Origin of the sequence: Cellulosimicrobium sp. ES-005 (genome assembly GCF_040448685.1) — a bacterium.
In the GTDB taxonomy this organism is placed as follows: domain Bacteria; phylum Actinomycetota; class Actinomycetes; order Actinomycetales; family Cellulomonadaceae; genus Cellulosimicrobium; species Cellulosimicrobium cellulans_G.
The window spans coordinates 1,093,407-1,118,912 of record NZ_CP159290.1; the positions used below are offsets into that span (position 1 = coordinate 1,093,407).

The 25,506-nt window shown below is 71.6% G+C and carries 21 protein-coding genes; 18 read left to right on the forward strand and 3 right to left on the reverse strand.

The window, feature by feature from the left end; translation table 11 throughout:
* Positions 1 to 35 precede the first annotated feature (35 nt).
* The 4 genes from atpD (at position 36) to nucS (ending at position 3,107) form a co-directional block, all read left to right on the forward strand.
* A complete protein-coding gene (gene atpD, locus ABRQ22_RS04730) occupies positions 36 to 1,517 on the forward strand; it encodes a F0F1 ATP synthase subunit beta (protein ID WP_253053367.1) in 1,482 nt (493 codons plus the stop codon).
* A gap of 133 nt (positions 1,518 to 1,650) precedes the next feature.
* Positions 1,651 to 1,917, forward strand: coding sequence for a F0F1 ATP synthase subunit epsilon (locus ABRQ22_RS04735; protein WP_047232903.1), 267 nt, complete (start codon positions 1,651 to 1,653; stop codon positions 1,915 to 1,917).
* 13 nt (positions 1,918 to 1,930) lie between these two features.
* Entirely contained in the window at positions 1,931 to 2,347 is a 417-nt protein-coding gene (locus tag ABRQ22_RS04740; protein WP_253053369.1) for a DUF2550 domain-containing protein, read from the forward strand.
* Between the two features lie 64 nt (positions 2,348 to 2,411).
* The gene (gene nucS / locus ABRQ22_RS04745; RefSeq protein WP_253053371.1) at positions 2,412 to 3,107 is read left to right on the forward strand and encodes an endonuclease NucS; all 696 of its coding nucleotides are present in this window, start codon (positions 2,412 to 2,414) and stop codon (positions 3,105 to 3,107) included.
* A 99-nt stretch (positions 3,108 to 3,206) separates the two neighbouring features.
* Here the strand turns inward: nucS and ABRQ22_RS04750 are convergent, their stop codons facing one another.
* Complete coding sequence (locus ABRQ22_RS04750; RefSeq protein WP_353708749.1) at positions 3,207 to 6,587, reverse strand: trehalase family glycosidase; 3,381 nt, start codon at positions 6,585 to 6,587, stop codon at positions 3,207 to 3,209.
* A 186-nt stretch (positions 6,588 to 6,773) separates the two neighbouring features.
* Between ABRQ22_RS04750 and ABRQ22_RS04755 the strand changes: the two genes are divergently transcribed.
* The 14 genes from ABRQ22_RS04755 (at position 6,774) to nrdF (ending at position 23,929) form a co-directional block, all read left to right on the forward strand.
* Positions 6,774 to 7,505 (forward strand): TetR family transcriptional regulator, encoded by a 732-nt coding sequence (locus ABRQ22_RS04755; RefSeq protein ID WP_253053374.1) that lies wholly within the window; start codon positions 6,774 to 6,776, stop codon positions 7,503 to 7,505.
* A complete protein-coding gene (locus ABRQ22_RS04760) occupies positions 7,502 to 8,551 on the forward strand; it encodes a YndJ family protein (RefSeq protein WP_353708750.1) in 1,050 nt (349 codons plus the stop codon). Before ABRQ22_RS04755 ends, ABRQ22_RS04760 begins: the two co-directional genes overlap by 4 nt.
* On the forward strand, positions 8,548 to 9,069 hold the full coding sequence (locus ABRQ22_RS04765) for a DUF1990 domain-containing protein (RefSeq protein WP_353708751.1): 522 nt from the start codon (positions 8,548 to 8,550) through the stop codon (positions 9,067 to 9,069). Before ABRQ22_RS04760 ends, ABRQ22_RS04765 begins: the two co-directional genes overlap by 4 nt.
* A gap of 80 nt (positions 9,070 to 9,149) precedes the next feature.
* A complete protein-coding gene (locus tag ABRQ22_RS04770; protein WP_253053379.1) occupies positions 9,150 to 10,427 on the forward strand; it encodes an amidohydrolase family protein in 1,278 nt (425 codons plus the stop codon).
* Between the two features lie 254 nt (positions 10,428 to 10,681).
* On the forward strand, positions 10,682 to 11,737 hold the full coding sequence (locus ABRQ22_RS04775) for a LacI family DNA-binding transcriptional regulator (RefSeq protein ID WP_353708752.1): 1,056 nt from the start codon (positions 10,682 to 10,684) through the stop codon (positions 11,735 to 11,737).
* A gap of 72 nt (positions 11,738 to 11,809) precedes the next feature.
* Positions 11,810 to 13,111 (forward strand): extracellular solute-binding protein, encoded by a 1,302-nt coding sequence (locus ABRQ22_RS04780; protein ID WP_353708753.1) that lies wholly within the window; start codon positions 11,810 to 11,812, stop codon positions 13,109 to 13,111.
* A 266-nt stretch (positions 13,112 to 13,377) separates the two neighbouring features.
* Positions 13,378 to 14,196: a sugar ABC transporter permease gene (locus tag ABRQ22_RS04785; RefSeq protein ID WP_353709498.1), complete on the forward strand. Its 819-nt coding sequence runs from the start codon at positions 13,378 to 13,380 to the stop codon at positions 14,194 to 14,196.
* A complete protein-coding gene (locus tag ABRQ22_RS04790; RefSeq protein ID WP_253053387.1) occupies positions 14,196 to 15,119 on the forward strand; it encodes a carbohydrate ABC transporter permease in 924 nt (307 codons plus the stop codon). Before ABRQ22_RS04785 ends, ABRQ22_RS04790 begins: the two co-directional genes overlap by 1 nt.
* Before the next feature lie 77 nt (positions 15,120 to 15,196).
* Positions 15,197 to 17,494 carry an alpha-xylosidase gene (gene yicI / locus ABRQ22_RS04795; protein ID WP_253053390.1) on the forward strand — a complete coding sequence of 766 codons (2,298 nt, stop codon included), beginning with the start codon at positions 15,197 to 15,199 and terminating at the stop codon, positions 17,492 to 17,494.
* A gap of 158 nt (positions 17,495 to 17,652) precedes the next feature.
* Positions 17,653 to 19,143, forward strand: coding sequence for a GH1 family beta-glucosidase (locus tag ABRQ22_RS04800; RefSeq protein WP_308202320.1), 1,491 nt, complete (start codon positions 17,653 to 17,655; stop codon positions 19,141 to 19,143).
* Positions 19,144 to 19,895: 752 nt separating this feature from the next.
* Complete coding sequence (gene nrdH / locus ABRQ22_RS04805) at positions 19,896 to 20,141, forward strand: glutaredoxin-like protein NrdH (RefSeq protein ID WP_047232913.1); 246 nt, start codon at positions 19,896 to 19,898, stop codon at positions 20,139 to 20,141.
* Positions 20,142 to 20,222: 81 nt separating this feature from the next.
* Positions 20,223 to 20,654 carry a class Ib ribonucleoside-diphosphate reductase assembly flavoprotein NrdI gene (nrdI, locus tag ABRQ22_RS04810; protein WP_205205938.1) on the forward strand — a complete coding sequence of 144 codons (432 nt, stop codon included), beginning with the start codon at positions 20,223 to 20,225 and terminating at the stop codon, positions 20,652 to 20,654.
* Between the two features lie 2 nt (positions 20,655 to 20,656).
* Positions 20,657 to 22,810 (forward strand): class 1b ribonucleoside-diphosphate reductase subunit alpha, encoded by a 2,154-nt coding sequence (nrdE, locus tag ABRQ22_RS04815; protein WP_308202326.1) that lies wholly within the window; start codon positions 20,657 to 20,659, stop codon positions 22,808 to 22,810.
* A gap of 138 nt (positions 22,811 to 22,948) precedes the next feature.
* Positions 22,949 to 23,929: a class 1b ribonucleoside-diphosphate reductase subunit beta gene (gene nrdF, locus ABRQ22_RS04820; RefSeq protein ID WP_253053393.1), complete on the forward strand. Its 981-nt coding sequence runs from the start codon at positions 22,949 to 22,951 to the stop codon at positions 23,927 to 23,929.
* Between the two features lie 78 nt (positions 23,930 to 24,007).
* Here the strand turns inward: nrdF and ABRQ22_RS04825 are convergent, their stop codons facing one another.
* Together ABRQ22_RS04825 and ABRQ22_RS04830 are read right to left on the reverse strand one after the other, a co-directional pair.
* Positions 24,008 to 24,847: an alpha/beta fold hydrolase gene (locus ABRQ22_RS04825; RefSeq protein WP_353708754.1), complete on the reverse strand. Its 840-nt coding sequence runs from the start codon at positions 24,845 to 24,847 to the stop codon at positions 24,008 to 24,010.
* 19 nt (positions 24,848 to 24,866) lie between these two features.
* On the reverse strand, positions 24,867 to 25,433 hold the full coding sequence (locus tag ABRQ22_RS04830) for a DJ-1/PfpI family protein (protein WP_253053397.1): 567 nt from the start codon (positions 25,431 to 25,433) through the stop codon (positions 24,867 to 24,869).
* Positions 25,434 to 25,506: the final 73 nt, after the last annotated feature.

Sequence of the window (25,506 nt, forward strand, 5' to 3'; positions counted from 1 at the left end):
GGGGACCACTCCGGCACTGCGAAGCGAGGCCAGCAATGACCGCCACCACCGTGGAAGCACAGGTCGAGCACTCCAGCGGTCCCGGCGTGGGCCGAGTCGCTCGTGTGATCGGCCCCGTCGTGGACATCGAGTTCCCGGCGGACGCCATCCCCGACATCTACAACGCGCTGACCGTCGAGATCGACCTCTCGTCGCAGGGCGAGGGCGAGAAGTCCTTCACGCTCACGCTCGAGGTCGCCCAGCACCTGGGCGACTCGCTCATCCGCGCGATCGCCCTCAAGCCGACCGACGGCCTCGTCCGCGGCGCCCAGGTGACGGACACGGGCGCGCCGATCAGCGTCCCCGTCGGCGACGTCACCAAGGGCAAGGTCTTCAACGTGACGGGCGACGTGCTCAACGCCGCTCCGGGCGAGACGGTCGAGATCACCGAGCGCTGGCCGATCCACCGCAAGCCCCCGGCGTTCGACCAGCTCGAGTCGAAGACCACGATGTTCGAGACGGGCATCAAGGTCATCGACCTGCTGACCCCCTACGTCCAGGGTGGGAAGATCGGCCTCTTCGGCGGTGCGGGCGTCGGCAAGACGGTCCTCATCCAGGAGATGATCCAGCGCGTCGCCCAGGACCACGGCGGTGTCTCGGTGTTCGCCGGCGTCGGCGAGCGCACGCGTGAGGGCAACGACCTCATCCACGAGATGGAGGACGCGGGCGTCTTCGACAAGACCGCCCTCGTCTTCGGCCAGATGGACGAGCCGCCGGGCACGCGTCTTCGCGTCGCGCTCTCCGCGCTGACGATGGCGGAGTACTTCCGCGACGTGAAGAAGCAGGACGTGCTGCTGTTCATCGACAACATCTTCCGCTTCACGCAGGCGGGCTCCGAGGTGTCGACGCTGCTCGGGCGCATGCCCTCCGCGGTGGGCTACCAGCCGAACCTCGCGGACGAGATGGGTCTGCTCCAGGAGCGCATCACCTCGACGCGTGGTCACTCGATCACGTCGCTCCAGGCGATCTACGTCCCGGCGGACGACTACACCGACCCGGCGCCGGCGACGACGTTCGCGCACCTCGACGCGACGACCGAGCTCTCGCGTGAGATCGCCTCGCGTGGTCTGTACCCGGCGGTGGACCCGCTCGCGTCGACGAGCCGCATCCTCGACCCGCGCTACGTGGGCCAGGAGCACTACGACGTCGCGACGCGCGTGAAGTCGATCCTGCAGCGCAACAAGGAGCTCCAGGACATCATCGCGATCCTCGGCGTGGACGAGCTCTCGGAGGAGGACAAGACGGTCGTCGCGCGTGCGCGCCGCATCCAGCAGTTCCTCTCCCAGAACACCTACATGGCGGAGAAGTTCACCGGCGTCGCGGGCTCGACCGTGCCGCTGAGCGAGACCATCGAGGCGTTCAAGAAGATCGCGGACGGCGAGTTCGACCACATCGCCGAGCAGGCCTTCTACAACATCGGTGGCCTCGAGGACCTCGAGCGCAACTGGGCGCGCATCCAGCAGGAGTACGGCGCCTGATCCGACGCACGCGCGGGGCCGGGCCGGTCGGTCCGGCCCCGCGGGCGTCGCACCCGGACCCGGACCGCGGCACGCGGGCCGGGCGTCGTCCCGGACACCACACCGGGCATGAACCGCCCATGAAGGAGTTCCCGTGGCACAGCTGAACGTCGACCTCGTGGCGGCGGACCGCAAGATCTGGTCGGGCCGCGCACAGCGGGTCACGGCCCCCGCGGCGGACGGTGAGATCGGCATCCTCGCGGACCACTCGCCGCTGCTCTCCGTGCTGCGCGAGGGGTCGGTGCGCATCGTGGCCGAGGGCGAGACCCTCGACGTGCGCGTCTCCGGAGGGTTCCTCTCCGTCGACTCGAACCAGGTCACGATCGTCGCGGACTCGGTCGAGTCCGTACCGGCCCGCTGACCTTCGCACGACCATGACGCCCCTGGCCTGGCTCGCGATCGGACTGCTCGTCCTCGTCCTTCTCGCGATCGGGCTGGGGGCGTGGCGTCTGCGCGCCCTGTCCCACCGCGTCGGCTCGTTCGAGTGCGGGGCGCGGCGCGCGGGTGCGGCCGGTGCGCCCTGGGTCGCGGGCATCGCGCACTACGGCGTCGGCCGCATCGACTGGTGGCGGCTGTGGTCGGTGTCGATCCGCCCCGCCCGGACGTGGTCCCGCTACGACCTCGTCATCGCGGGCCGCGAGCCGTTCGCCGGCGACGGGCCCGACACCTACCTCGTCCGGTGCCGGTACCACGGTCAGGACTTCGAGCTCACGATGTCGCGCGCCGCGTACGAGGGGCTGGCCTCCTGGCTGGAGGCCGCGCCGCCCGGCCGCCGCGACGTCGTCGTCTGAGGCGTCGCCCGTGGGCTGACGCCGCGACCCGGACCGCCCACCACCGACCCGGAGGACCTGCCTCATGCGTCTCGTCGTCGCCCGCTGCTCCGCCCGCTACACCGGCCGTCTCTCGGCGCACCTGCCGCTCGCGACACGCGTGCTCATCGTCAAGGCCGACGGGAGCGTGCTGCTGCACTCCGACGGCGGGTCGTACAAGCCGCTCAACTGGATGAGCCCGCCGTGCTCGCTCGCGGTGCGCGAGCCGTCCGAGGAGGCGCGCGAGCGCGGCGTGACCGAGGTCTGGGCCGTGCAGCACGCGAAGAGCGACGACCGCCTCGAGATCGAGCTCCACGAGGTCCAGCACGACAGCTCTCACGAGCTCGGCATCGACCCGGGGCTGGTCAAGGACGGCGTCGAGGCGCACCTGCAGGAGATGCTCGCCGCGCAGATCGAGCTGCTCGGGTCGGGCCACACGCTCGTCCGCCGGGAGTACCCGACCGCGATCGGCCCGGTGGACATCCTCGCCAAGGACGCGACCGGGGCGACCGTCGCGGTCGAGATCAAGCGCCGGGGCGACATCGACGGCGTCGAGCAGCTCACGCGCTACCTCGAGCTCCTCAACCGCGACCCGCTGCTCGCGCCCGTGCGCGGCGTGTTCGCCGCGCAGGAGATCAAGCCCCAGGCGCGCGTGCTCGCGACGGACCGGGGGATCGGCTGCCTCGTCCTCGACTACGACGCGATGCGCGGCGTCGACGACGTGGACTCCCGCCTCTTCTGACGCGCGACCCGCCGAGCAGGCGGTCGTGGCTCGTCCCGCAGCGAGGACGAGCCACGACCGCCTGGTCGACGAGTCAGGGCCGTGGGATCGGCCCTGCGGTCAGCAGGTGACGGCCGCGAACGGCGCCGTGTGCTCGGTGACCGTCCCTGCGGCGTCGGTCACGCGGACCGTCGCCGTGCCCGCCGCGAGCGACGCGGCGCGCGCCGAGAACGACTGGTAGGCGTTGGCACCCGGCGCGACGCCCGTGACCGTGCGCGTCCCGAACGGCGTGACGAGCTCGACGTCCACCGGGTCGCCCGCCCCGGCGCCGCCCGTGCCGACGTACGCCGCCCGGACCGCGACGTAGGCCGTGCCGGCGAGGCAGCGCGGGACGGCGGTGACGTCGACCTCGGGCGCGGGCGTCGCGGCGGACCGGGAGCGCACCTCGAACGACGCGATGCTCACCGTCCCACGGTCGGCACGGAAGCCGATCGTCGGCAGGAGCCCGGCGAGCACGTCGGGGTCGGACGTGTCGAGCGCGCCGCCGGTCGTCGTGCCGCCGTACCAGGCCCACTCGCCGTCCTCCTCGGCGAACACGTCGACGCGCGCGCCGTTCACCTGGAGCGCGATCCGGTCGCCGGGGCCGTATCCCCGGATGCCGAAGTACGGCGACGACCCGTCCGCGCCCCCGACGTAGTCGAGGCCGGACGCGACGTTCGTGTGGTTGAACCAGGCGAGCGCGTAGGTGCGGTCCGCGGCGGCGAGACCGAGGAACAGCGAGTCCTCCTGCGTCCCCGCGCCGGAGAACGCGCCGATCTCGGCGACCACCACCGACGACGGCGTCGCGCGGGCCGTGCGGTGGCCGTACAGCCCCCAGTAGCGCGCGTCTCCGGTCGCGGCGAGCACCCCGTCCCCGGCCGCGACGGCGGGCAGCGCCTCGCCGGAGGGCTGCAGGGTCGCGTAGTCCGCCGTGGTGTCGGCGTCGAAGTCGTCGTGCAGCACGACGTCGTCGTACCAGTCCGGGTCGAACGCGAGCCGGGTGGTCGTGGTCGCGCGCGTCTCCTCGGGAGCGCTCGACCCGCCCCAGCGCACGACGGCGCCGACCCGCGCCTCGCTGCCGGGGACGGCGTCGGACCCGGGCATGACCTCCCATGACCGGGTCGCGCGGTCCCACGCCCCGAGGTCGACCGGGCCCGCCTCGCCCACGGCGACGGCCGTCCAGCCGGCCGGGAGGTCGGGCGCGACCTCGACGTCGGCGACGGCGTCCGCGCGCGTCGACACGGTCACGTCCACGCGCGAGGCGCGCCCGACGGCGGGCTCCGCGGCCTCGACGCGCGCGGAGACGGCCCGTGACACGGGGCTCCACGACTCGAGCTCGGTCACCCCGACGGACTTCCCGGGCGCGGCGTCGAACGTGACGCGGTAGCTCGTCGTCTCGAGCGGCGGGAACGTGATGCGGTTCAGGCCGTTGCCGACGGGCTGCTCGGGCACGCGCGTCTGGTCGGGGACGACCTGCCAGGCCGCGCCGTCCCAGTACTCGAGCTCGTAGCCGACGGCGGGCTGGACGGCGTCGGCGTCCTGGTATCCGTGGAAGCGGACGTCGCCGATCGTCGTCGGCTCGGCGAACTCGACGCCCACCCAGTCGCGGGCGTTCGGCGAGGAGTAGTTGGACCAGCGCGTGTTCTGCGGCACCTCGTCGTACCAGACCTTGCCGTCGAGGACCCGCCACGCGTCGTCGTACCGCCACGTGTACGACGCGACAGGGCGCGGGTAGGCGTTCCGGAGCGGGTTCGCCGACGTGTTGACGGCGTGGGGGAGACGCTGCGGCTCGCCGCTCGGCACCGGCACCTCGACCGGGTCGGCGCCCTCGGAGAGCGCGTCGGCGTCCGCGCGCAGCGCCTGCTCGCCGTCCACGTAGACGCGCAGGCCGGAGCCCGCCCCGTAGCGCGAGCCGTCGCGGTCGAACAGGACCGTGACGTTCCGCCCGTGGTACGGCACGTTCTCCGCGGCGAACCAGTCCCAGTCGGCCGGCACGAGCGGGTCGAGCACGAGCGAGTCGTCGGACTGCGGCTGGAGGCCGAGGAGGTCCTGGAGCACGAGGTCCACGTAGCTGGAGTGCAGGTAGTCCTCGGAGTGGTTGTTCCCGTCGTAGATCCAGCGGTCCTCGTCGGGGTGGTGCGCCTCGGCGACGTACGGCTCGCCGTCGCGGAACTGCGTGCGCACGTAGGTGTCGAACAGGTCGAGGTAGTCCGCGCGCGTGAGGTCGCCCGCGGCGTCGTCGCGCAGCGCGGTCGCGACGCCGTCGAGCGTGAGCGACGTCGAGAACGGCCACGACGGCCCGTCCCACTTGCAGCAGCCCTGGTCGGCCGAGCGCCAGAAGTCGGGGGAGCGGCGCTCGGTCACCGTCGGGCCGTACGGCGCCGCGAACCCCTGCGGGTCGAGGAGCTGGTCGAGGGCGACGGCCTGCTCGGGCGAGGCGAGGCCGAACTTCCACGGGACGAACCCGACGTCGAGCCGGTCGCGCAGCCGCTCGTGGTCCGGGTTCTCCCAGTCCACGACGTCGTAGTAGAACGCGCGCTCGTCGTCCCAGAGGTAGGTGTCCACGGCCTCGCGCAGCGCGGCGGCGCGGTCGCGGTACTCGGTCGCGGTCGCCTCGTCGCCGTTGAGCGTCGCGACCTCGGCGAGCGCGAGCATGTCGCCGTAGAGGTAGGCGTTGATCGACGGCCGGAACGTGTGGCGGCCCGCGTAGTCGCGGTCGGTCGCGTACGACGCGGGCGAGCTCTCCTTGGCGTCGTACTCGGGCGTCTGCCAGTAGAGCCCGAGGTCGGCGTCGAACTGGTTCCCCCAGTCCTCGACGAAGGTCTCCAGCTCGGGCTGGAGCGCGCGCAGGCGGTCGAGGTTCCCGGTGACCTTCGCGCGCTCGACGATCGCGGTCACGGCCCAGAACGAGTACTGGTGCGCCCAGTCGGCGGCCTCGGGGTTCTGCGCGGGCTCGATCTGGCCGGGGCCGGTGAGCCAGTAGTCCTCGTAGTCGTCCAGGTAGCGCTGGTCGCGCAGCCACCGGCCCTCGGCGAGCTGGTGGCCCGCCGCGGCGTTGATGGCCTGGTACGGCGCGGCGTAGCCGCAGCAGTCGAGGAACTCCGTGAGCACCCAGCCCGTGCCGGGCTCGGTGTAGCGCAGGTGCTCCTTGAGCACGCGCCAGCGGTAGTAGTAGACCGCCTCGGCGTCCGCGTCGGGGAGGTCCACGACGGGGACGTTGGCTGCGTACCAGTCGGGGTCGGCGTAGCCGTCGAGCTTCTCGCGGACGTCGACGAACGAGGTCCCCGGCCCGACCTCGGGCCGGTCGAGGGGCGTGGTCGGGTCGTCGGTCGTGGCGCCCGGGGACGTGGGCGGGGCTGACGCGGGGACCGGCGGCGTCGCCGCGACCGCCGGGGCCGCGAGGGCCAGGGCCAGGAGGCCGGAGGCGAGCGCCAGGGCGCCCGTCGAGCGTGGTCGTCGCATGCGTGTCCTTCGTCGTCGAAGAGCGGGTCCCGCGCGCTCCAGGGCACGGGGACGTGACTGCGCTGTCGGCCACAGATTCCCACAAGAGCGAACAGAAAACAACAGCCCCCGCCGGTGCTGACCCCTCGCGCCGACCGGATGTCCCACGTGGTAGTTTTTGAACATGTTCAAAAGTGGCCTCGTCGCATGAGCGCGACGCCGAAGTCCGAGCGGACGCGCGCCCACCTGCGCGACGTCGCGGTCCGGATGCTGCGCGACGTCGGGTACGAGCGCACGACCATGCGCGCCGTCGCCGCCGCGGCGGGGGTGAGCACCGGGAACGCCTACTACCACTTCCCGTCCAAGGACGCGCTCGTCCAGGAGCTCTACCTCGAGGTGCAGCGCGAGCACGCCGAGCGCGCCGCGCCCGTGCTCGCCGCGGGCGGCTCGCTCGCCGAGCGGCTGCGCGGCGTCTGGGGAGCGTCGGTCGACGCGTTCGCCCCCTTCCACGCGTTCGGCGGCGAGTTCGTGTCCGTCGCGATCCGCCCGGGCTCGGACGCGAGCCCCTTCTCCGCGGCCTCCGCCGCCTCGCGCGACCTCTCGCGCGACCTGTTCGAGCGGGTCGTCGCCGGGGCGTCGACGCGCGTCCCCGAGCGGCTGCGCGCCCAGCTCCCCGAGCTGCTGTGGTTGGCCCAGCTCGGCATCACCCTGTTCTGGGTCCACGACACCTCGCCCGGGTTCGCGCGCACGCGCCGGCTCGTCGACGGCGGGGCGGCGCTCGTCGGCAGCCTCGTCCGGCTCGCGCGGCTGCCCGTCGCACGCGGGGTGGTCGACGACGTCCTGCGCCTCGTGCGTGCGGTCCACCCGGGAGCGCCCGGGGCGTCCGCTGCGGCCGATGCGGCCCGCGAGCGCGCGGACGGGCCGGAGGCGGGCGCGTGAGCCCCGCCGGCGCAGCCCTCGTCTCGGGCCTGGTGATCCTCGGCATGGTCGTGGTCCTGCCGCTCGGCCTCCGGCTCCTGGGGCCCGACGTCGTCCCGGCGCCGCGCAGCGTGGCGTGGCCGCTCGCGGGAGTCGCCGGGTCGGTGAGCCTCGTGCTGCCGCACGGCACCGCGTCCGTGCTCCTCGCGCTCGTCCTCGCGACGGCGACCGTCGTGCTCGCCGGCGCCGGCGGGCGTCTGGCGGTGCGCACGGCGCGCGACCTGCGCGACGGGCGGGTCGGCGCGGCAGGTCTCGCCTCGCGTGCGGCGACCGCGACCGCGCTGGTCATGCCGGCGGTCGGCGCGAGCGCGCTGGTCGCCGAGCGCGCCGGGTGGGGGCTCCTCGGGTTCTCCGGGACGTATCTCGCGCTCACGGTCCCGCACATGCTCTACGCCGGGTTCGGCGCGGCACTCGTCGCGGGAACGGTCGCACGTCTCGCGGTCACCGACCGGCTCGCGGTCGTCGGCGCGTGGGGCGTGCCGCTCGGGACGGTGCTCGTGCTCGTCGGCTACCTCGTCGGCGACGCGGCCGAGCTCGTCGGCGCGGGGGTGCTCACGCTCGCCCTGTGGGCGACCGCGGTCGCGGCGGTCTGCTCGCTCGCGCGGACCGCCGGTCCGGCCGACCAGGTCGACGGCGTCGGCCCGGACGACGCGCACCGGACCGTCGGTGCGCGCTCCACCGGCTCCGTGAGCGCGGGGAGCGCCGCGGGCGCCCGCGCGCTGCTCGGCGCGGGTGCGGTCGTCGTCGGGCTGTCGATGCTGCTCGCGCTCTGGTGGGCCGCGGGCGAGGCGCTCGGGTTCGCGCACCCGAGCCTCGACGTCATGGCGGCGACGCACGGCGTCGCGAACGCGTTCGGGTTCGTGCTCTGCACCCTCCTCGGGCTGCGGGTCCTCGCGGCCCGGCCGGAGCTCCCGCGCGGGGCGGAGAGCGCGGACGAGGAGCACCGCGACGCAGGGCAGGACACGACACGTGGGCCCGGGCGGGCCCCGGAGGGGAGTGCGGCATGACGTTCACGTACCCGGAGGTCGGCTCGACCCGGACCGGCGACCGGCCCGCGGGGTACCGCTACCTGCACGTGCGCCGTCGGCTCACCGACCGGCCGCGCACGCCCGACGACCTCGCGTGGCTCGGCGAGCAGCTCCTCACGTGGCGCGTGCACGCCGCGGCGCGCGTGCGCCTCGAGACCGCGGCGCCCGTCGCCGAGCCCGGTGCGCGCGTGACGACGCTGCTCGGCGTCGGGCGGCTGCGGCTGCACGAACCGTGCGAGGTCGTGTGGGTCGAGCGGTCCGCGCGCCGTGTCGCGTTCGGGTACGGCACCCTGCCTGGGCACGCGTTCGTGGGGGAGGAGCGCTTCGCCGTCGAGCGCGACGACGCGGGCGACCTGTGGTGGAGCATCGACGTGTTCAGCCGCCCGGTGCTGTGGTGGGTGCGCCCGCTCGCGTTCGCCGTGCCCACGTTCCAGCGGCTCTTCGCCCTGCACCTCGGACGCGGCGCACGGCGGCTGCTCGCCGCGCGCGACCGCTGACGTCTCGCCTCACGACCCGCGCGCGTCCACGGCCGCGCGGGTTTGCACGCCGGGTGTACGAAGTGCGCCAGAATGGGGCCATGACCGACGCCCGCAGCCCTCGTCCCGACCAGCAGACCGGCACCGCACGAGTCCTCGTGGGCCGCGTCGTCACCCCGACGGGGGTGCTCGAGGACGGTGTCGTGGCCCTGGAGGACGGGCGCGTCGCGTGGGTCGGGACCCGCGCGCAGGCCGCCGACGCCGGGTACGCGAACCTGCCCGCGGGCGACGGTGCGACGCTGCTCCCGGGCCTCGTCGACGTGCACGACCACGGCGGCGGCGGGTCGAGCTTCCCCGACGCGACGAGCGTCGACGAGGCGCGCGTCGCCGCGCGCGAGCACCTGCGCCACGGCACGACGAGCCTCGTCGCGTCGCTCGTCACCGCGCCGCGCGACGTGCTGCTCGAGCGCACGGCGAACCTCGCGGACCTCGCCGACGCGGGCGAGATCGTCGGCATCCACCTCGAGGGCCCGTTCCTCTCCGAGGTGCGGTGCGGCGCGCAGAACCCGCACGACATGCTCGAGGGCGACCCGGAGCTCGTGCGGGCGATCGCCGCGGCCGCGCGCGGTTACCTGCGCACCATGACGGTCGCGCCCGAGGTGCCGGGCGTCGTCGGCGCCGGGGGCGTGATCGAGACCCTCGTCGAGGTGGGGGCCCTCCCGTCCATCGGGCACACCGACGCGAGCACCGAGCAGACCGAGGCGGCGATCGCGGCCGGCGTCGCGGCGCTCGCGGCCGCCGGGCGGCCCGGCGCGCGCCTGACCGCGACCCACCTGTTCAACGGCATGCGCCCCCTGCACCACCGTGAGCCCGGCCCCATCGCGGCGTGCCTCGCGGCGGCCGCGCGCGGCGAGCTCGTCGTCGAGCTCGTGGCCGACGGCACGCACCTCGCGCACGGCACGATCCGCAGCGTCGTCGAGCTGGTCGGGTCGCACGTCGGTGCCGACGGCGCCGTCGCGGGGCCGGACGCCGTCGCGCTCGTCACCGACGCGATGGCCGCGGCGGGCATGGCCGACGGCGCGTACGAGCTCGGACCCATGCGCGTGACCGTCGCGCACGGCGTCGCGCGGCTCACCGAGGGCGGGTCCATCGCGGGCGGCACGTACCACCTGCTCGACGTCGTGCGCGAGACGGTCGAGGCCGGGGTGCCGCTCGTCGACGCGGTCCGCGCCGCCTCCTGGACCCCGGCCGGCGTGCTCGGCCTCGACGACCGCGGCGGCCTCGTCGCGGGCCGCCGCGCCGACGTCGTCGTCACGGACGCCGACCTGCGCGTCCGCGAGGTCCTGCGCGCCGCCGCCCCGGTCGACCTCGCACTCTGACCCCCTGCGCGGCCGTCGCGTGCCCGACTGCACCGCCGAACCCGGGGTCGGCGCGTCGTCGGCGTGCAGATCGGGCGCGCGTCGTCGCAGGTCGGGAGTGCGTCCGGAATCGGAGAGCGCGTTCTTGCTTCTCGGGCTTGACTCTCGTCATTTGTTCATCGAATACTCGTAACAGCGAAGCGCTTCGACGATGCGTTTCGACGAAGCGCTTCGACGGCCGAGGCGCGGAACCGGACCACAGGGGAGTGGTGACGATGGCGACGATGCAGGACGTGGCGCGACGCGCGCAGGTCTCGCTGAGCACGGTCTCCTATGCGCTGTCCGGGACCCGTCCCGTCTCCGACGCCACACGGCGCCGCATCGAGGACGCCATGGCCGAGCTCGGCTACCAGCCCAACGCGATGGCCCGCGGGCTCGCGTCGCGCCGCAGCCACGTGCTCGCGCTCATCTACCCCGCGATGGAGAAGGGGCTGGGCGGCACCGTCGCCGAGTTCGTCTCGTCCGCCGCGGAGACGGCGCGCGAGAACGGGTACCACCTCGTCCTCTGGCCCTTCCGCACGACCCAGGCCCCGGAGGTCCGCGACCTCGTGCGCCAGGGGATGGCAGACGGCGTCCTGCTCATGGAGGTCGCGCTCGACGACGCCCGCGTCGACGTGCTCGACGAGGCCGGGGTGCCGTACACGATGATCGGCCGCACGCGCGACGTCACGGACCGGCCGTCCGTGGACATCGACTTCGAGCGCACGACGGACGACGCGGTCCAGCACCTCGTCGACCTCGGGCACCGGCACGTTGCCCTCGTGAACCACTCGCAGGCGACGGCGGACGACGGCTATGCGCCCACGTTCCGGGCCGAGGAGGGCTTCGAGGCGGCGATGCGTCGGCGCGGGCTCGAGCCGGTCTCGCTGCGCGTCGACGAGTCCCCGCGCGCGGGCCGCGACGCGGTCACGACGCTCCTGGGGCGCGAGCCCCGCCTGACGGCCTTCGTCACCATGAACGAGATCGCGACGTTCGGCGTCGTCGCCGAGCTGCAGCAGCGCGGCGTCGCGATCCCCGCGGACATGTCGATCCTGTCGATCGTCACGTCCCCCGGCGTCGGGGAGATGAGCAACCCGCCGCTGACCACGATGCACGCGCCCGGGGCCGAGCTCGGCCGCCTGGGCGTGCAGAAGCTGCTGTCCCTCGTGGACGGCTCCCGTCCGAGCACGCCGAACGTGCTCATCCCGTGCGTCCTCGAACCCGGCAGCAGCGTCGCCCCCGCGGCCCGCCGGGCGCCGGACGACGACGACCGCGAGCCCCAGGCTCGCTGAACCGACCGGCCGGGCCACGGGCCCGGTCGCCCTCCGGCTCCAGCGCCGGAACTCGATGAGGAGGACACGCACATGCTGCGATCCCGGAAGATCTCGCTCGTCGCTGCCGTGGTAGCGCTCCCACTCGCCCTGGCGGCGTGCGGGGGCTCCGGCGGCAGCGGCGGGTCCGACGACCAGACCCTGACGATCTGGCACTACGAGAACGAGGACTCGGCCATGGGCCAGGCCTGGGCCAAGGCGATCGAGATCTTCGAGGAGGAGAACCCGGACGTCGACGTCGTCGTCGAGAAGCAGACGTTCGAGCAGATCCAGAAGAACGCCAAGATCGTCCTCACCGGCGACGACGTGCCCGACGTCATGGAGTACAACAAGGGCAACGCGACCGCCGGCCAGCTCGCGGCGCAGGGCCTGCTGACCCCGCTCACCGACGCGGCGACCGAGCGCGGCTGGGACGAGAAGCTCAGCGGCTCGCTCCAGACGACCGCGACCTACGACGACCAGGGCCTCATGGGCTCGGGCGAGTGGTACGGCGTCCCGAACTACGGCGAGTTCGTGCAGGTCTACTACAACAAGGACATGTTCGCCCAGTACGGGCTCGAGGTGCCGACGACGCTCGACGAGCTCGAGAGCGTCATGCAGGCCTTCAAGGACCAGGGCGTGACGCCGCTCGCCGAGGCCGGCGCCGAGTACCCGATGGGCCAGCTCTGGTACGAGCTCGTGCTCGCGAACTCCGAGCGCGACTTCGTCGACCAGTACCAGCTCTTCGACGGCGACCCGGACTTCCACGGCCCGGAGATGACGCAGGCCACCGAGAAGCTCGACTCCTGGATCAAGGACGGCTTCGTCGCGTCCGACTCCGCCGCGCTGACCGCCGAGGACATGGGCGTCTCCTTCATCAACGGCACGTACCCGATGATGGTCTCCGGCTCGTGGTGGTTCGGCCGCATCGTCGAGGAGATGGACGCCGACTGGGGCCAGTTCAACTTCCCCGGCAACACGCTCCAGGTCGGCTCGTCCGGCAACCTCTGGGTCGTCCCGGCGAACGCGGACTCGCCCGACCTCGCCGAGGAGTTCATCGACATCACGCTGCGCCCCGAGGTGCAGAACATCCTCGCGGAGAAGGGCGGCCTGCCCGTCGCCGGTGACGCGTCGGTCATCACGGACGAGCGCACGCAGCAGCTCACCGAGAACTTCCAGGCGATCCTCGACGACGACGGCCTCGCGTTCTACCCCGACTGGCCCGTGCCCGGCTACTACGACGTGATCGTCAGCGAGCTCCAGTCGCTCATCAACCAGTCGAAGTCGCCGACCGAGGTGCTCGACGGCCTCGAGTCCGCGTACGTGGACGGCAAGGCGGACCTGCTCGACAGCTGAGCGGACGCACGCGCCCGGCCGGCCGGGGCCGATCCCACGATCGCCCCGGCCGGCCCGGCACCCCCACCCGAGGACCTCCCGCGAAAGAGACCGTCATGACCACCCGCACCGACACCGTGCCCGACGCCGGGCCCGGCCCCGCGCGCGAGGCGTCGCGCGCGACCGCGGCGCCCCGCCGCCGTCGCCGGCCCGCCTGGCTCCCGTACCTGCCCTACCTCCTGCCCGGCGCGGTGGCGTTCGTCGTCGTGATCGGCTACCCGTTCGTGATGAACGTCTACTACAGCCTGTTCAAGTGGCGCGGCGGCATGGCGCCGATGCGCTGGTACGGGCTGGGGAACTACGCCGACCTCCTGCACGACTCGGCGTTCTGGACCTCGTTCCAGAACTCCATCGCGATGATCCTCGCGATGGTCGTCGTGCCGACCCTCATCGGCCTCGTCCTCGCGGCCGTGCTGTTCGACTACCTCGGCCGGCGCTTCGGCCCGCGCGTCGCGGCCTTCCTGCGCGCCACGTACTACCTGCCGCAGATCCTGCCTGTCGCCGTCGCCGGCGTGCTGTGGAACTGGATCCTCAACGCCCAGACCGGTGCGCTCAACGTGATCCTGCGCGGGATCGGCATCGAGAACCCGCCCAACTGGCTCGGCGACACGACGACCGCGCTGCCGAGCGTCATGCTCGTGCTCATCTGGGTGCAGATCGGCTACCCCGTCGTCATCTTCATGTCGGCGCTCCAGCGCGTGGACCCCGAGCTGTACGAGGCAGCCGAGCTCGACGGCGCGGGCTGGTGGCGCCGCTTCGGGGCCATCACGATCCCGCAGATCCGTCCCGAGACGTTCGTCGTCACGCTCACGTGCACGGTCGCCGCGCTCAAGGTGTTCGGTCCCATCTACGTGCTCACGCGCGGCGGGCCGGAGAGCTCGACGCTCGTCCCGAGCTACTACTCGTACCTCAACTTCTTCGACAAGTCGAAGGTCGGCTACGGCGCCGCGGTGGCGACCGTGCTGACCCTCGTCATCATCGTCGTCGCCGTCGTGATCCTCGCGCTGCAGAGCCGCGCCGAGCGTCGTGAGCAGGAGGGCCGCTGATGTCCACCGTCACCACCACCCCCGCGGACGCCGTGGCGCCGGGCGCCGACGCGTCCAGCCCCCGCCGCGCCCTGCGCGCCACGCGGCAGGACGAGCGCTACCGCCGCGGCGTCGGCCGCTGGTTCGTGCTCGCCGCCGCGATCCTCGTCGCCCTGCTCATGCTGTCGCCGTTCGTCATCATGGTGCTCAACGCGTTCAAGTCGCCGGCCGAGTACTCCCAGGACGGCCCGCTGAGCATCCCGAAGGAGCTCTACCTCGACGGCGTGCAGAACTTCTGGACGCGGACGAACTTCCCGCAGAAGCTCTGGAACTCCGTCTTCATCTCGGCGCTCGTCGCCGTGTTCGGCACGCTCCTGTCGCTGCTCAGCGCGTACGCGATCGGCGTCGGCCGCATCAAGGGCCGCCTCTGGATCGTCACGCTGTTCCTCGTGGCGAACATGCTGCCGCAGGAGGCGCTCATCTACCCGCTGTTCGACATGGCTCAGAAGGTCGGCCTGTCGAACTCGCAGTGGTCGATCATCATCATCTTCACGGTCATCCAGGCGGCGTTCGGCACGTACCTGCTCGCGTCCGTGCTCGGGACGTTCCCGCCCGCGCTGCTCGAGGCGGCCCAGCTCGACGGCGCCGGACGCTGGCGCATCCTGTGGCAGGTCGTCTACCCGATCGTCAAGCCCACGCTCGGCGTCCTCATGATCTTCTTCTTCATCTGGACGTGGAACGAGTTCTTCATCCCGCTGGTCATGCTGACGACCAACGACACCCAGACGATCCCCATCGCGCTCGCGTCGCTCCAGGGCGACCGGATGATGGACGCCCCGACGACCAACGCGGGCGCGCTCGTGTCGCTGATCCCCGCGCTGGTCTTCTTCCTCATCTTCCAGCGGACCCTCACCCGGGGCGTCACGGCGGGCGCCGTGAAGTGACGCTCTTCGTGTGATGCCGAGCCGCCCCGGGGCGGCCCCCGAGACACCTGAACGCACCGACGAAGGAAGCACCACCCATGAAGTTCACCGACGGGTACTGGCAGGTCCGGCCCGGCATGCACCCGCTCTACGCGGTCGAGGTCGACGACGTCCGCGCGGACGAGGCGGCCGGCACGCTCACCGTGTACGCGCCGACGGCGAAGATCCGCGGCCGCGGCGACACTCTCAACCGCCCGATGCTCACGACGACGTACTCCTCGCCCGCACCCGGCGTGATCCGGGTGCGCGTGGAGCACCACCAGGGTGCGGTGCGCCGGGGCCCGGCGTTCGAGGTGACCGGCGAGCCCGGGTTCCGGCCCGAGGTCGAGGTGCACGACGACGTCGCGGTCCTGCGGTCCAAGGACCTCGCGGTGCGCGTGCACCGGGGCGACCGCTGGCGCGTCGACTTCGAGGCGGACGGCGAGGTGCTGACCTCCTCGCTGCCGAAGTCCGTCGGGCACGTCACGGCCGACGACGGCCGCGCCTGGACGCACGAGCAGCTCGCGCTCGAGCCCGGCGAGCTCGTCTACGGCCTGGGGGAGCGGTTCGGCCCGTTCGTCAAGAACGGCCAGGTCGTGGACATCTGGAACGAGGACGGCGGGACGTCGAGCGAGCAGGCGTACAAGTCCGTGCCGCTCTACCTCACGACCAAGGGCTACGGGGTGTTCGTCGAGCACCCGGAGAAGGTGTCGTTCGAGGTCGCCTCCGAGGTGAACACGCGCGTCCAGTTCTCCGTCGAGGGGCAGTCGCTCGAGTACCTGGTCATCCAGGGCCCGACGCCCAAGGACGTGCTGCGCCGGTACACGGCGCTGACGGGCCGCCCCGCGCGCGTGCCGGCGTGGTCGTTCGGCCTGTGGCTCACGACGTCGTTCACGACGAGCTACGACGAGCAGACGGTGAACGGGTTCATCGACGGCATGGCCGAGCGCGACCTGCCGCTGTCGGTGTTCCACTTCGACTGCTTCTGGATGCGCGAGTACCAGTGGGTCGACTTCGAGTGGGACCCGCGCACGTTCCCCGACCCCGAGGGCATGCTGCGCCGCCTGCACGACCGCGGGCTCAAGGTGTGCGTGTGGATCAACCCCTACGTCGCGCAGCGCTCGCCGCTCTTCGCGGAGGCCGCGGAGCAGGGCTTCCTCGTGAAGCGCGAGGACGGGTCGGTCTGGCAGTGGGACCTGTGGCAGGCGGGCATGGGGCTGGTGGACTTCACCAACCCCGACGCGACCGCGTGGTACGTCGGCAAGCTCGAGGGCCTGCTCGACCAGGGCGTCGACTGCTTCAAGACCGACTTCGGCGAGCGGATCCCCGTCGACGGGATCGCGTGGCACGACGGCTCCGACCCGCGCAAGATGCACAACTACTACGCCCAGCTCTACAACGAGGCGGTCTTCCGGCTGCTCGAGCGCACGCGCGGCGAGGGCGAGGCGGTCCTGTTCGCGCGGTCCGCGACGGCGGGCGGCCAGCAGTTCCCCGTGCACTGGGGCGGCGACTGCGACTCGACGTACGCGTCGATGGCCGAGTCGCTGCGCGGCGGCCTCTCGATGTCGATGTCGGGGTTCGGCTACTGGAGCCACGACATGGGCGGCTTCGAGGGCACGCCGGACCCGGGCGTGTTCAAGCGCTGGACGGCGTTCGGCCTCCTCTCGTCGCACTCGCGCCTGCACGGCTCGGGCTCGGTGCGGGTCCCGTGGGCGTTCGACGACGAGGCCGTCGACGTCACGCGCAAGTTCACGCACCTCAAGCTTTCGCTCATGCCGTACCTCGGGCGGGTGGCCGAGGAGGCGCACACCGACGGCGTGCCGATGATGCGGCCGCTCGTGCTCGAGCTCCCGCACGACCGCGCCGGGTACACCGCGGACACGCAGTACCTGCTGGGCGACGCGCTCCTCGTCGCGCCGGTGTTCCGCGCGGACGGCCGCGTGGAGTACTACGTGCCGGAGGGCACGTGGACGCGTCTCGTGCAGCCCGACGACGGCCCCGCCCTGAGCGAGACCGTGACGGGCCCGCGCTGGGTCACCGAGACCCACGGGTTCGACTCGCTCCCGGTGCTCGTGCGCCCGGGCACCGTCCTGCCGGTCGGCGCCCGCACGGACCGGCCGGACTACGCCTGGGCCGACGGCGTCACGCTGCACGCGTTCGAGCTGCCCGACGGGTACGACGAGCTCGTGGTCGTCCCGCCGTCGGACGGCGCGCCCGGGGCCACGTTCCGCGTCCGCCGGTCGGGCGCGACGCTCACCGTCTCGTCCGACGACGCCCCTGCGGCCTGGTCCGTCCGGGCCGGCTCCGCGGCGGCCGAGGCGCACGGCGCGACGAGCGTGACGATCGACCTCGGCTGAGGACGTATCCTGGGCGAGCATGTCATGGAAGCGCTCCCATGGCATGCTCGCCCTGCACTTCCCGCGCGTGCCGCGCTCGCACCCACCGAGACGCACGCGCACCCACCGACCACCCGTCGCGGACCGCGTCGTCCGACGACCGACCAGCGAGGACCCTCGTGACCACCGACACCACCGCCCCCGTCGCCGTCGACGCGCAGGCCGCGCCCGCGTCGTCGGGCCGCCGCACGTTCCCCACCGACTTCCTCTGGGGCTCCGCCACCGCCGCCTACCAGATCGAGGGCGCCGCCGCCGAGGGCGGCCGCACGCCGTCCATCTGGGACACCTACTCCCACACCCCGGGCCGCACGCTCAACGGCGACACGGGCGACGTCGCGGACGACCACTACCACCGGTGGCAGGAGGACGTGCAGCACATCGCGGACCTCGGCCTCGGGGCGTACCGGTTCTCCATCTCGTGGTCGCGCGTCCAGCCGGGCGGCACCGGCCCGCTCAACCCCGAGGGCGTCGCGTTCTACTCGCGCCTCGTCGACGCGCTCCTCGAGAAGGGCGTCAAGCCCGTCGTCACGCTCTACCACTGGGACCTCCCGCAGGAGCTGGAGGACGCCGGGGGCTGGGCCAACCGCGACACCGCGCACGCGTTCGCCGAGTATGCCCGCCACATGGCGCGCGAGCTCGGCGACCGGGTCGACACCTGGACGACCCTCAACGAGCCGTGGTGCTCCGCCTACCTCGGCTACGGCTCCGGCGTGCACGCGCCCGGCCGCACCGAGCCCGCCGCGGCGCTCGCGGCCGTGCACCACCTGAACCTCGCGCACGGCCTCGCCGTCCAGGCGATCCGCGACGAGCTCGGCGAGGACGCGAAGACGTCCGTCACGCTCAACCTGCACGTCATCCGCCCCGACGACCCGTCGTCGGCCGCGGACCTCGACGCGGTGCGGAAGATCGACGCGCTCGCCAACCGCGCGTTCCTCGCGCCCATGCTCGACGGCGAGTACCCTGCCGACCTGCTCGCCGACACCGCGCACGTGAGCGACTGGTCGTTCGTGCGGGAGGGCGACCTCGAGACGGTGCGCCAGCCGCTGTCGATCCTCGGCGTCAACTACTACTCGACCGTGCGCGTGCGCCACTTCTCCGGCGAGGGCGAGCGGTCCGAGAACGACGGCCACGGCGCGTCGAGCCACAGCCCGTGGATCGGCGTCGACGACGTGGAGTTCGTCCAGCAGCCCGGCCCGTACACCGCCATGGGCTGGAACATCGAGCCCGCCGGCATGACCGAGCTGCTCGTGTCGGTGGCGACGACGTACCCGCACCAGCCGATGATGGTCACCGAGAATGGCGCCGCGTTCGCCGACGAGGTCACGGTCGACGCCGACGGGACCCCCCGCGTGCACGACGACCGCCGCGTCGCCTACCTGCACGACCACGTCGACGCCGTGGGCGCCGCGATCGACGCGGGCGCCGACGTGCGCGGGTACTTCGCGTGGTCCCTGCTCGACAACTTCGAGTGGGGCTACGGCTACGACCGCCGGTTCGGCATCATCCGCGTCGACTACGACACGCTCGAGCGCACGTGGAAGGACTCCGCGCACTGGTACCGCCGCCTCGTGACGTCGAACGAGCTCCCCGCGGTCGACGAGACCGCCTGACCGCGGTCGACGGCACCGCCCGTCGCTGAAGCAGACAGTCGCTGGACGAGGGCCCGCCCGGTCGCACCGGGCGGGCCCTCGCGTGCCCTGGTGGGCCGAGATTGGGCCTTGGTGAACCGAGGTAGAGCCCTGGTGGGCCGAGGTAGAGCCCTGGTGCGCGGAGGTGGAGCCCTGGTCGGCCGAGGGAGCGCGGTGGTCGATGATCGGCGCGAGCGGGGTGACCTTTCTCGCATGCCTCGCACTCGCCGCGCGACACGCCGAAGGAACGCGACACGCCGACGAGTCGGACGTTCGTCGCGCCCGGATTGGGGTGTTTCGTCGGCCGCCGGCGCGGGACCGCGCGACGGCGGAGGTGGCCCCGCAGGGCAGCCTCACCGGACCTCACAGGGTGTGGATCGACGTCGTCCCCACCCTGTGGACGATGCCCCGCGGTCCGCGAGAGGACGCCGTTCGTGGTGCTTCCGAGCGGTGGACGACGGGCTGTGGACGAGGGGCCTCGGAGGCGTGTCAGAGGGTGGTGGGACCATGGACTCATGGCTCCTAGCACACGCGGAGGGGTGAAGTTCGACCACGACATCTAGTGCGGTGGCGCGGTGTCGACCACTAGGTATAGTGGTTGCACACCCAGGGGGCCGGAGGCCTTCTGGCGAATCACACAGACGTAGTTCCACCGGTGTCCTTCGAGGTCAGAGACGTATCTCCCTCCCCGAGGACCGATCCCGGACAGAGCGCGAGAGACGAGGAGTCACCCCATGAGCGTCACGGTCTACAGCAAGCCGGCTTGCGTTCAGTGCGACGCGACGTACCGCGCTCTCGACAAGAAGGGCATCGAGTACTCCGTCGTGGACATCAGCCAGGACGCCGAGGCGCTCGAGCTCGTGCGCGGGCTCGGCTACCTGCAGGCGCCCGTGGTCGTGGCCGGGGACGAGCACTGGTCCGGGTTCCGTCCCGACCAGATCAACGCTCTCGCGCAGAAGGTCTCGCCGGTCGTCGCCTGACCGGCCTCCCCGGGGCGCCGTGAGGTGCCCCGGAACTCGTACGGAAGCAGGCGGAGCAGGGCAGGACGGAGGTGCGTCCCCGTGGGGTCGCTCGTGTACTTCTCCAGCGTCAGCGAGAACACGCACCGGTTCGTCCAGCGGCTCGACCTGCCGGCCCTCGGCATGGACGTGCAGCGCATCCCGCTGCGTCCCACCGAGGGCTTCCTGCGCGTCGAGGAGCCGTACGTGCTCATGGTCCCGACCTACGGGGGCGGCAACGAGGGCGGTGCCGTCCCGCGTCAGGTCGTGAAGTTCCTCAACGACGTGCACAACCGGTCGTTGATCCGCGGCGTCATCGCCGCGGGCAACACCAACTTCGGCGACGCCTACTGCATCGCCGGCGACATCATCTCCGCGAAGTGCCAGGTGCCCTACCTGTACGCCTTCGAACTCCTGGGAACAGCCGAGGACGCCGCGCGCGTCCGCGACGGATTGGGACGATTTTGGCAACGACAGTCACGGATTCCGGCGTGAGCGTGGCAGGCGGTGGCACGGTCACCGAGGTGCCCCTGGCGAGCGCGCAGCTCGACTACCACGCGCTCAACGCGATGCTGAACCTCTACGGCCCGAACGGCGAGATCCAGTTCGACAAGGACCGCGAGGCGGCGCGCGCGTACTTCCTCCAGCACGTCAACCAGAACACGGTCTTCTTCCACGACCTGCAGGAGAAGCTCGACTACCTCGTCGAGAACAAGTACTACGACCCGGCCGTGCTGGCGAAGTACGACCGCGCGTTCGTGAAGTCGCTGTTCGAGTTCGCGTACGCCAAGAAGTTCCGCTTCGAGACGTTCCTCGGCGCCTTCAAGTACTACACGTCGTACACGCTCAAGACGTTCGACGGGAAGCGGTACCTCGAGCGCTTCGAGGACCGCGTCTGCATGGTCGCGCTCGGCCTCGCGGACGGGAACGAGCAGGCCGCGCTCGACATCGTCGAGGAGGTCATCTCGGGCCGCTTCCAGCCCGCGACCCCCACGTTCCTCAACGTCGGCAAGGCGCAGCGCGGCGAGCCCGTGTCCTGCTTCCTGCTGCGCATCGAGGACAACATGGAGTCCATCGCGCGCGGCATCAACTCCGCGCTGCAGCTCTCCAAGCGTGGTGGCGGCGTCGCCCTGCTCCTGTCGAACATCCGCGAGCACGGCGCGCCGATCAAGCACATCGAGAACCAGTCGTCCGGCGTCATCCCCGTGATGAAGCTGCTCGAGGACTCGTTCTCCTACGCGAACCAGCTCGGCGCGCGCCAGGGCGCCGGTGCGGTGTACCTGCACGCGCACCACCCGGACATCCTGCGGTTCCTCGACACCAAGCGCGAGAACGCGGACGAGAAGATCCGCATCAAGACGCTGTCGCTCGGCGTCGTGATCCCGGACATCACGTTCGAGCTGGCCAAGAAGAACGAGGACATGTACCTCTTCTCGCCGTACGACGTCGAGCGCGTCTACGGCAAGCCGTTCGCCGACGTCTCGGTCACCGAGAAGTACGACGAGATGGTGGACGACTCGCGCATCCGCAAGACGAAGATCAAGGCGCGCGACTTCTTCCAGACGATCGCCGAGCTGCAGTTCGAGTCCGGCTACCCGTACATCATGTTCGAGGACACGGTGAACAAGGCGAACCCGATCAAGGGCCGCATCACCCACTCGAACCTGTGCTCGGAGATCCTCCAGGTCTCGACGCCCTCGACGTTCAACGAGGACCTCTCGTACGACCACGTCGGCCGCGACATCTCCTGCAACCTCGGCTCGCTGAACATCGCCAAGACGATGGACTCGCCGGACTTCGCGAAGACGATCGACACCGCGATCCGCGCGCTCACCGCCGTCTCGGACCAGACGAGCATCGAGTCGGTGCCGTCGGTCAAGCGCGCGAACGAGTCGGGCCACGCGATCGGCCTCGGCCAGATGAACCTCCACGGCTACCTCGCGCGCGAGCGGATCCACTACGGGTCCGAGGAGGGCATCGACTTCACGAACATCTACTTCTACACGGTCGCCTACCACGCGATCGCGGCGTCGAACCGCCTCGCGATCGAGCGCGGTCGCGCGTTCGGCGGCTTCGAGGACTCGAAGTACGCGACGGGGGAGTACTTCGACAAGTACACCGACCAGGTGTGGGAGCCCGCGACCGACCGCGTGCGCCAGCTCTTCGCGGACGCCGGCGTGCACATCCCGACGCAGGAGGACTGGACGGCGCTCAAGGCCTCGGTCATGGAGCACGGGATCTACAACCAGAACCTCCAGGCCGTCCCGCCGACCGGCTCGATCTCCTACATCAACAACTCGACGTCCTCGATCCACCCGGTGCCGTCGAAGATCGAGATCCGCAAGGAGGGCAAGATCGGGCGCGTCTACTACCCGGCGCCCTACCTGACGAACGACAACCTCGAGTACTACGAGGACGCGTACGAGATCGGCTACGAGAAGATCATCGACACGTACGCCGCCGCGACGCAGCACGTCGACCAGGGCCTGAGCCTCACGCTGTTCTTCAAGGACACGGTCACGACGCGCGACGTCAACCGCGCGCAGATCTACGCGTGGCGCAAGGGCATCAAGACGCTCTACTACATCCGTCTCCGCCAGATGGCCCTGGAGGGCACGGAGGTCGAGGGTTGCGTCAGCTGCATGCTGTAGTCGCCTGAGGCAACTATCAGTTGTCTCGAAGCCCGACGTCGTCGGCCACCCTCCCGCGGAGGAGTGGCCGACGGCGCAGGGTCCGGTCCCACGAAGTCGTCCCGGTCGGTCCGGGGTCAGCAGGAGAGAAGAAGGCAGATGTCGCCCACGGGGAAGCTCAAGCTCATCGATCGCGTGAGCGCGATCAACTGGAACCGTCTCGAGGACGAGAAGGACCTCGAGGTGTGGGACCGCCTCGTCGGGAACTTCTGGCTGCCCGAGAAGGTGCCGGTGTCGAACGACATCCAGTCGTGGAACACGCTCACCGCGGAGGAGCAGCAGCTCACGATGCGGGTGTTCACCGGTCTGACGCTGCTCGACACGATCCAGGGCACGGTCGGCGCGGTGTCGCTCATCCCGGACGCGATCACGCCGCACGAGGAGGCGGTGTACACCAACATCGCGTTCATGGAGTCGGTGCACGCCAAGAGCTACTCGTCGATCTTCTCGACGCTGTGCTCGACGCGCGAGATCGACGACGCGTTCCGCTGGTCGGAGGAGAACCCGAACCTCCAGCGCAAGGCCGAGATCGTCATGGAGTACTACAAGGGCGACTCGCCGCTCAAGCGCAAGGTCGCGAGCACGCTGCTCGAGTCGTTCCTCTTCTACTCCGGCTTCTACCTGCCGATGTACTGGTCGTCGCGCGCCAAGCTGACGAACACGGCCGACCTCATCCGCCTCATCATCCGGGACGAGGCCGTGCACGGGTACTACATCGGCTACAAGTTCCAGAAGGGCCTCGAGAAGCTCAGCCCCGAGGAGCGGGACGAGCTCAAGGCGTACACGTTCGAGCTGCTCTTCGAGCTCTACGACAACGAGGTGCAGTACACGGAGGACCTGTACGACGGCGTCGGGCTGACCGAGGACGTCAAGAAGTTCCTGCGGTACAACGCGAACAAGGCGCTCATGAACCTCGGCTACGAGGCGCTCTTCCCCAAGGACGAGACCGACGTCAACCCGGCGATCCTCTCGGCCCTGTCGCCGAACGCGGACGAGAACCACGACTTCTTCTCCGGGTCGGGCTCGTCGTACGTCATCGGCAAGGCCGTGAACACCGAGGACGACGACTGGGACTTCTGAGCCGCTCTCAGGAGCAGCAGGCCGGAGCACGTCGAAGGGGCCCGGAGCCGCAGGACGCTGCGGCTCCGGGCCCCTCGCTCACCGTCCGGCACCGGACGGTTCGAGCGCCGACCTCGCCAGGAAGTCCCTCAGCAGGCGGACGAACTCCGGAGCGTGCTCCACCGCCGGCACGTGCCCGCATCGCCCGAGCACGTGCAGGCGGACGTCGCTCAGGTGATCGAGGAGCGGCAGCGCCGTGGTCCTCAAGGGGGTGACGCGGTCCTGCGCGCCGTGGACGAGCAGGACGGGCGCGCGGACCGCGGAGAGCTGACGCGTCGACAGGGTCAGGTCCTCCGACCACCGCGCCCGGGGCGGCGGGAACATCGACGCGAACGCCTCCGCCCCGGCGCGCATCGCGGCCGCCCGTGCGTCGACGGCCGACCCGGTGACGTGCGCCGGGTCGAGGAACAGCCGGCTCAGCATCTCCCGCGCCCCGGCTCGGTCGGGGGAGGCGGCCCAGACGGCGTCGAGGTCCGCCGACAGGGGCGCCCCCGGTGCGCCCATCGCCGAGACACCCACGACGGACGTGACGTTCCGGGGGCGTGCGGCCGCCAGCGCCAGAGCCACGGCACCACCCATCGAGTGCCCCACCACGGCGTAGGACTCGAGGCCGAGGGCGTCCATGAGACCCGCGGCCTGGTCGGTCCACACGCGCAGCCCGCCCCGCGAGCCCGGTGGGAGCGGCGTCCTCCCGAAGCCCGCGTGGTCCGGAGCGACGACGCGCCAGGAAGAGCGCAGCGACTCGGCGGTCGCTGCCCAGGCCCCGGACCCGGTGGTGCCGGGGCCCGAGCCGTGCAGCAACAGGACCGCCGGCCCCTCTCCGTCCTCGACCACGTGGACGGGAGAGCCCGCGACGGCGACGGTCCGGCTCGTCGTCACCGGAACCTGTGACCCGCGCTCATGCGTCCGCGCCGACCGACTTGTCGAAGACCTCCATCATCACGCGGCCGAACTGCGGCATGTCCGGCCAGCCACGGCACGACACGAGGTTGCCGTCGACGACGTCGGGTGCGTCGACGACCGTGGCCCCGGCGTTCTCCATGTCTCCCGTGATGGGAGGGAAGCAGGCCGTCCGTCGGCCCTTGAGGAGCCCGTAGACCGCGGGGACCTGGGCGCCGTGGCACACCAGCGCGATGGGCAGGTCGCGGGCGAAGAAGTGCTCCGTGATGCGGCGGACGTGGGCGTCGACGCGGATCCACTCCGGTGCGCGGCCGCCGGGGATGATGAGGGCGTCGTACCGCTCGACGTCGACCTCGGCCCACGGCACGTCGACCGGCAGCTTGCGCCCGTTCTTCTCGACGTAGGCGTCGGAGCCGGGGTCGAACTCGTGGATGACGAGCTGGACGTCGCGCGTCGTCCGCGACGACACGTCGACGTCCCAGCCGCCCTCCTGCACGCGGTAGTACGGATACATCGTGTCGAGCTCCTCGGCAGCGTCGCCGGTCAGGAGCAGAGCTCTGGGCACCTGCTTCTCCTCGCACTCGTCGTCGAATGGGATGATCCGATCCGATCGGATCTGCACAGGATTCACCGGGCCG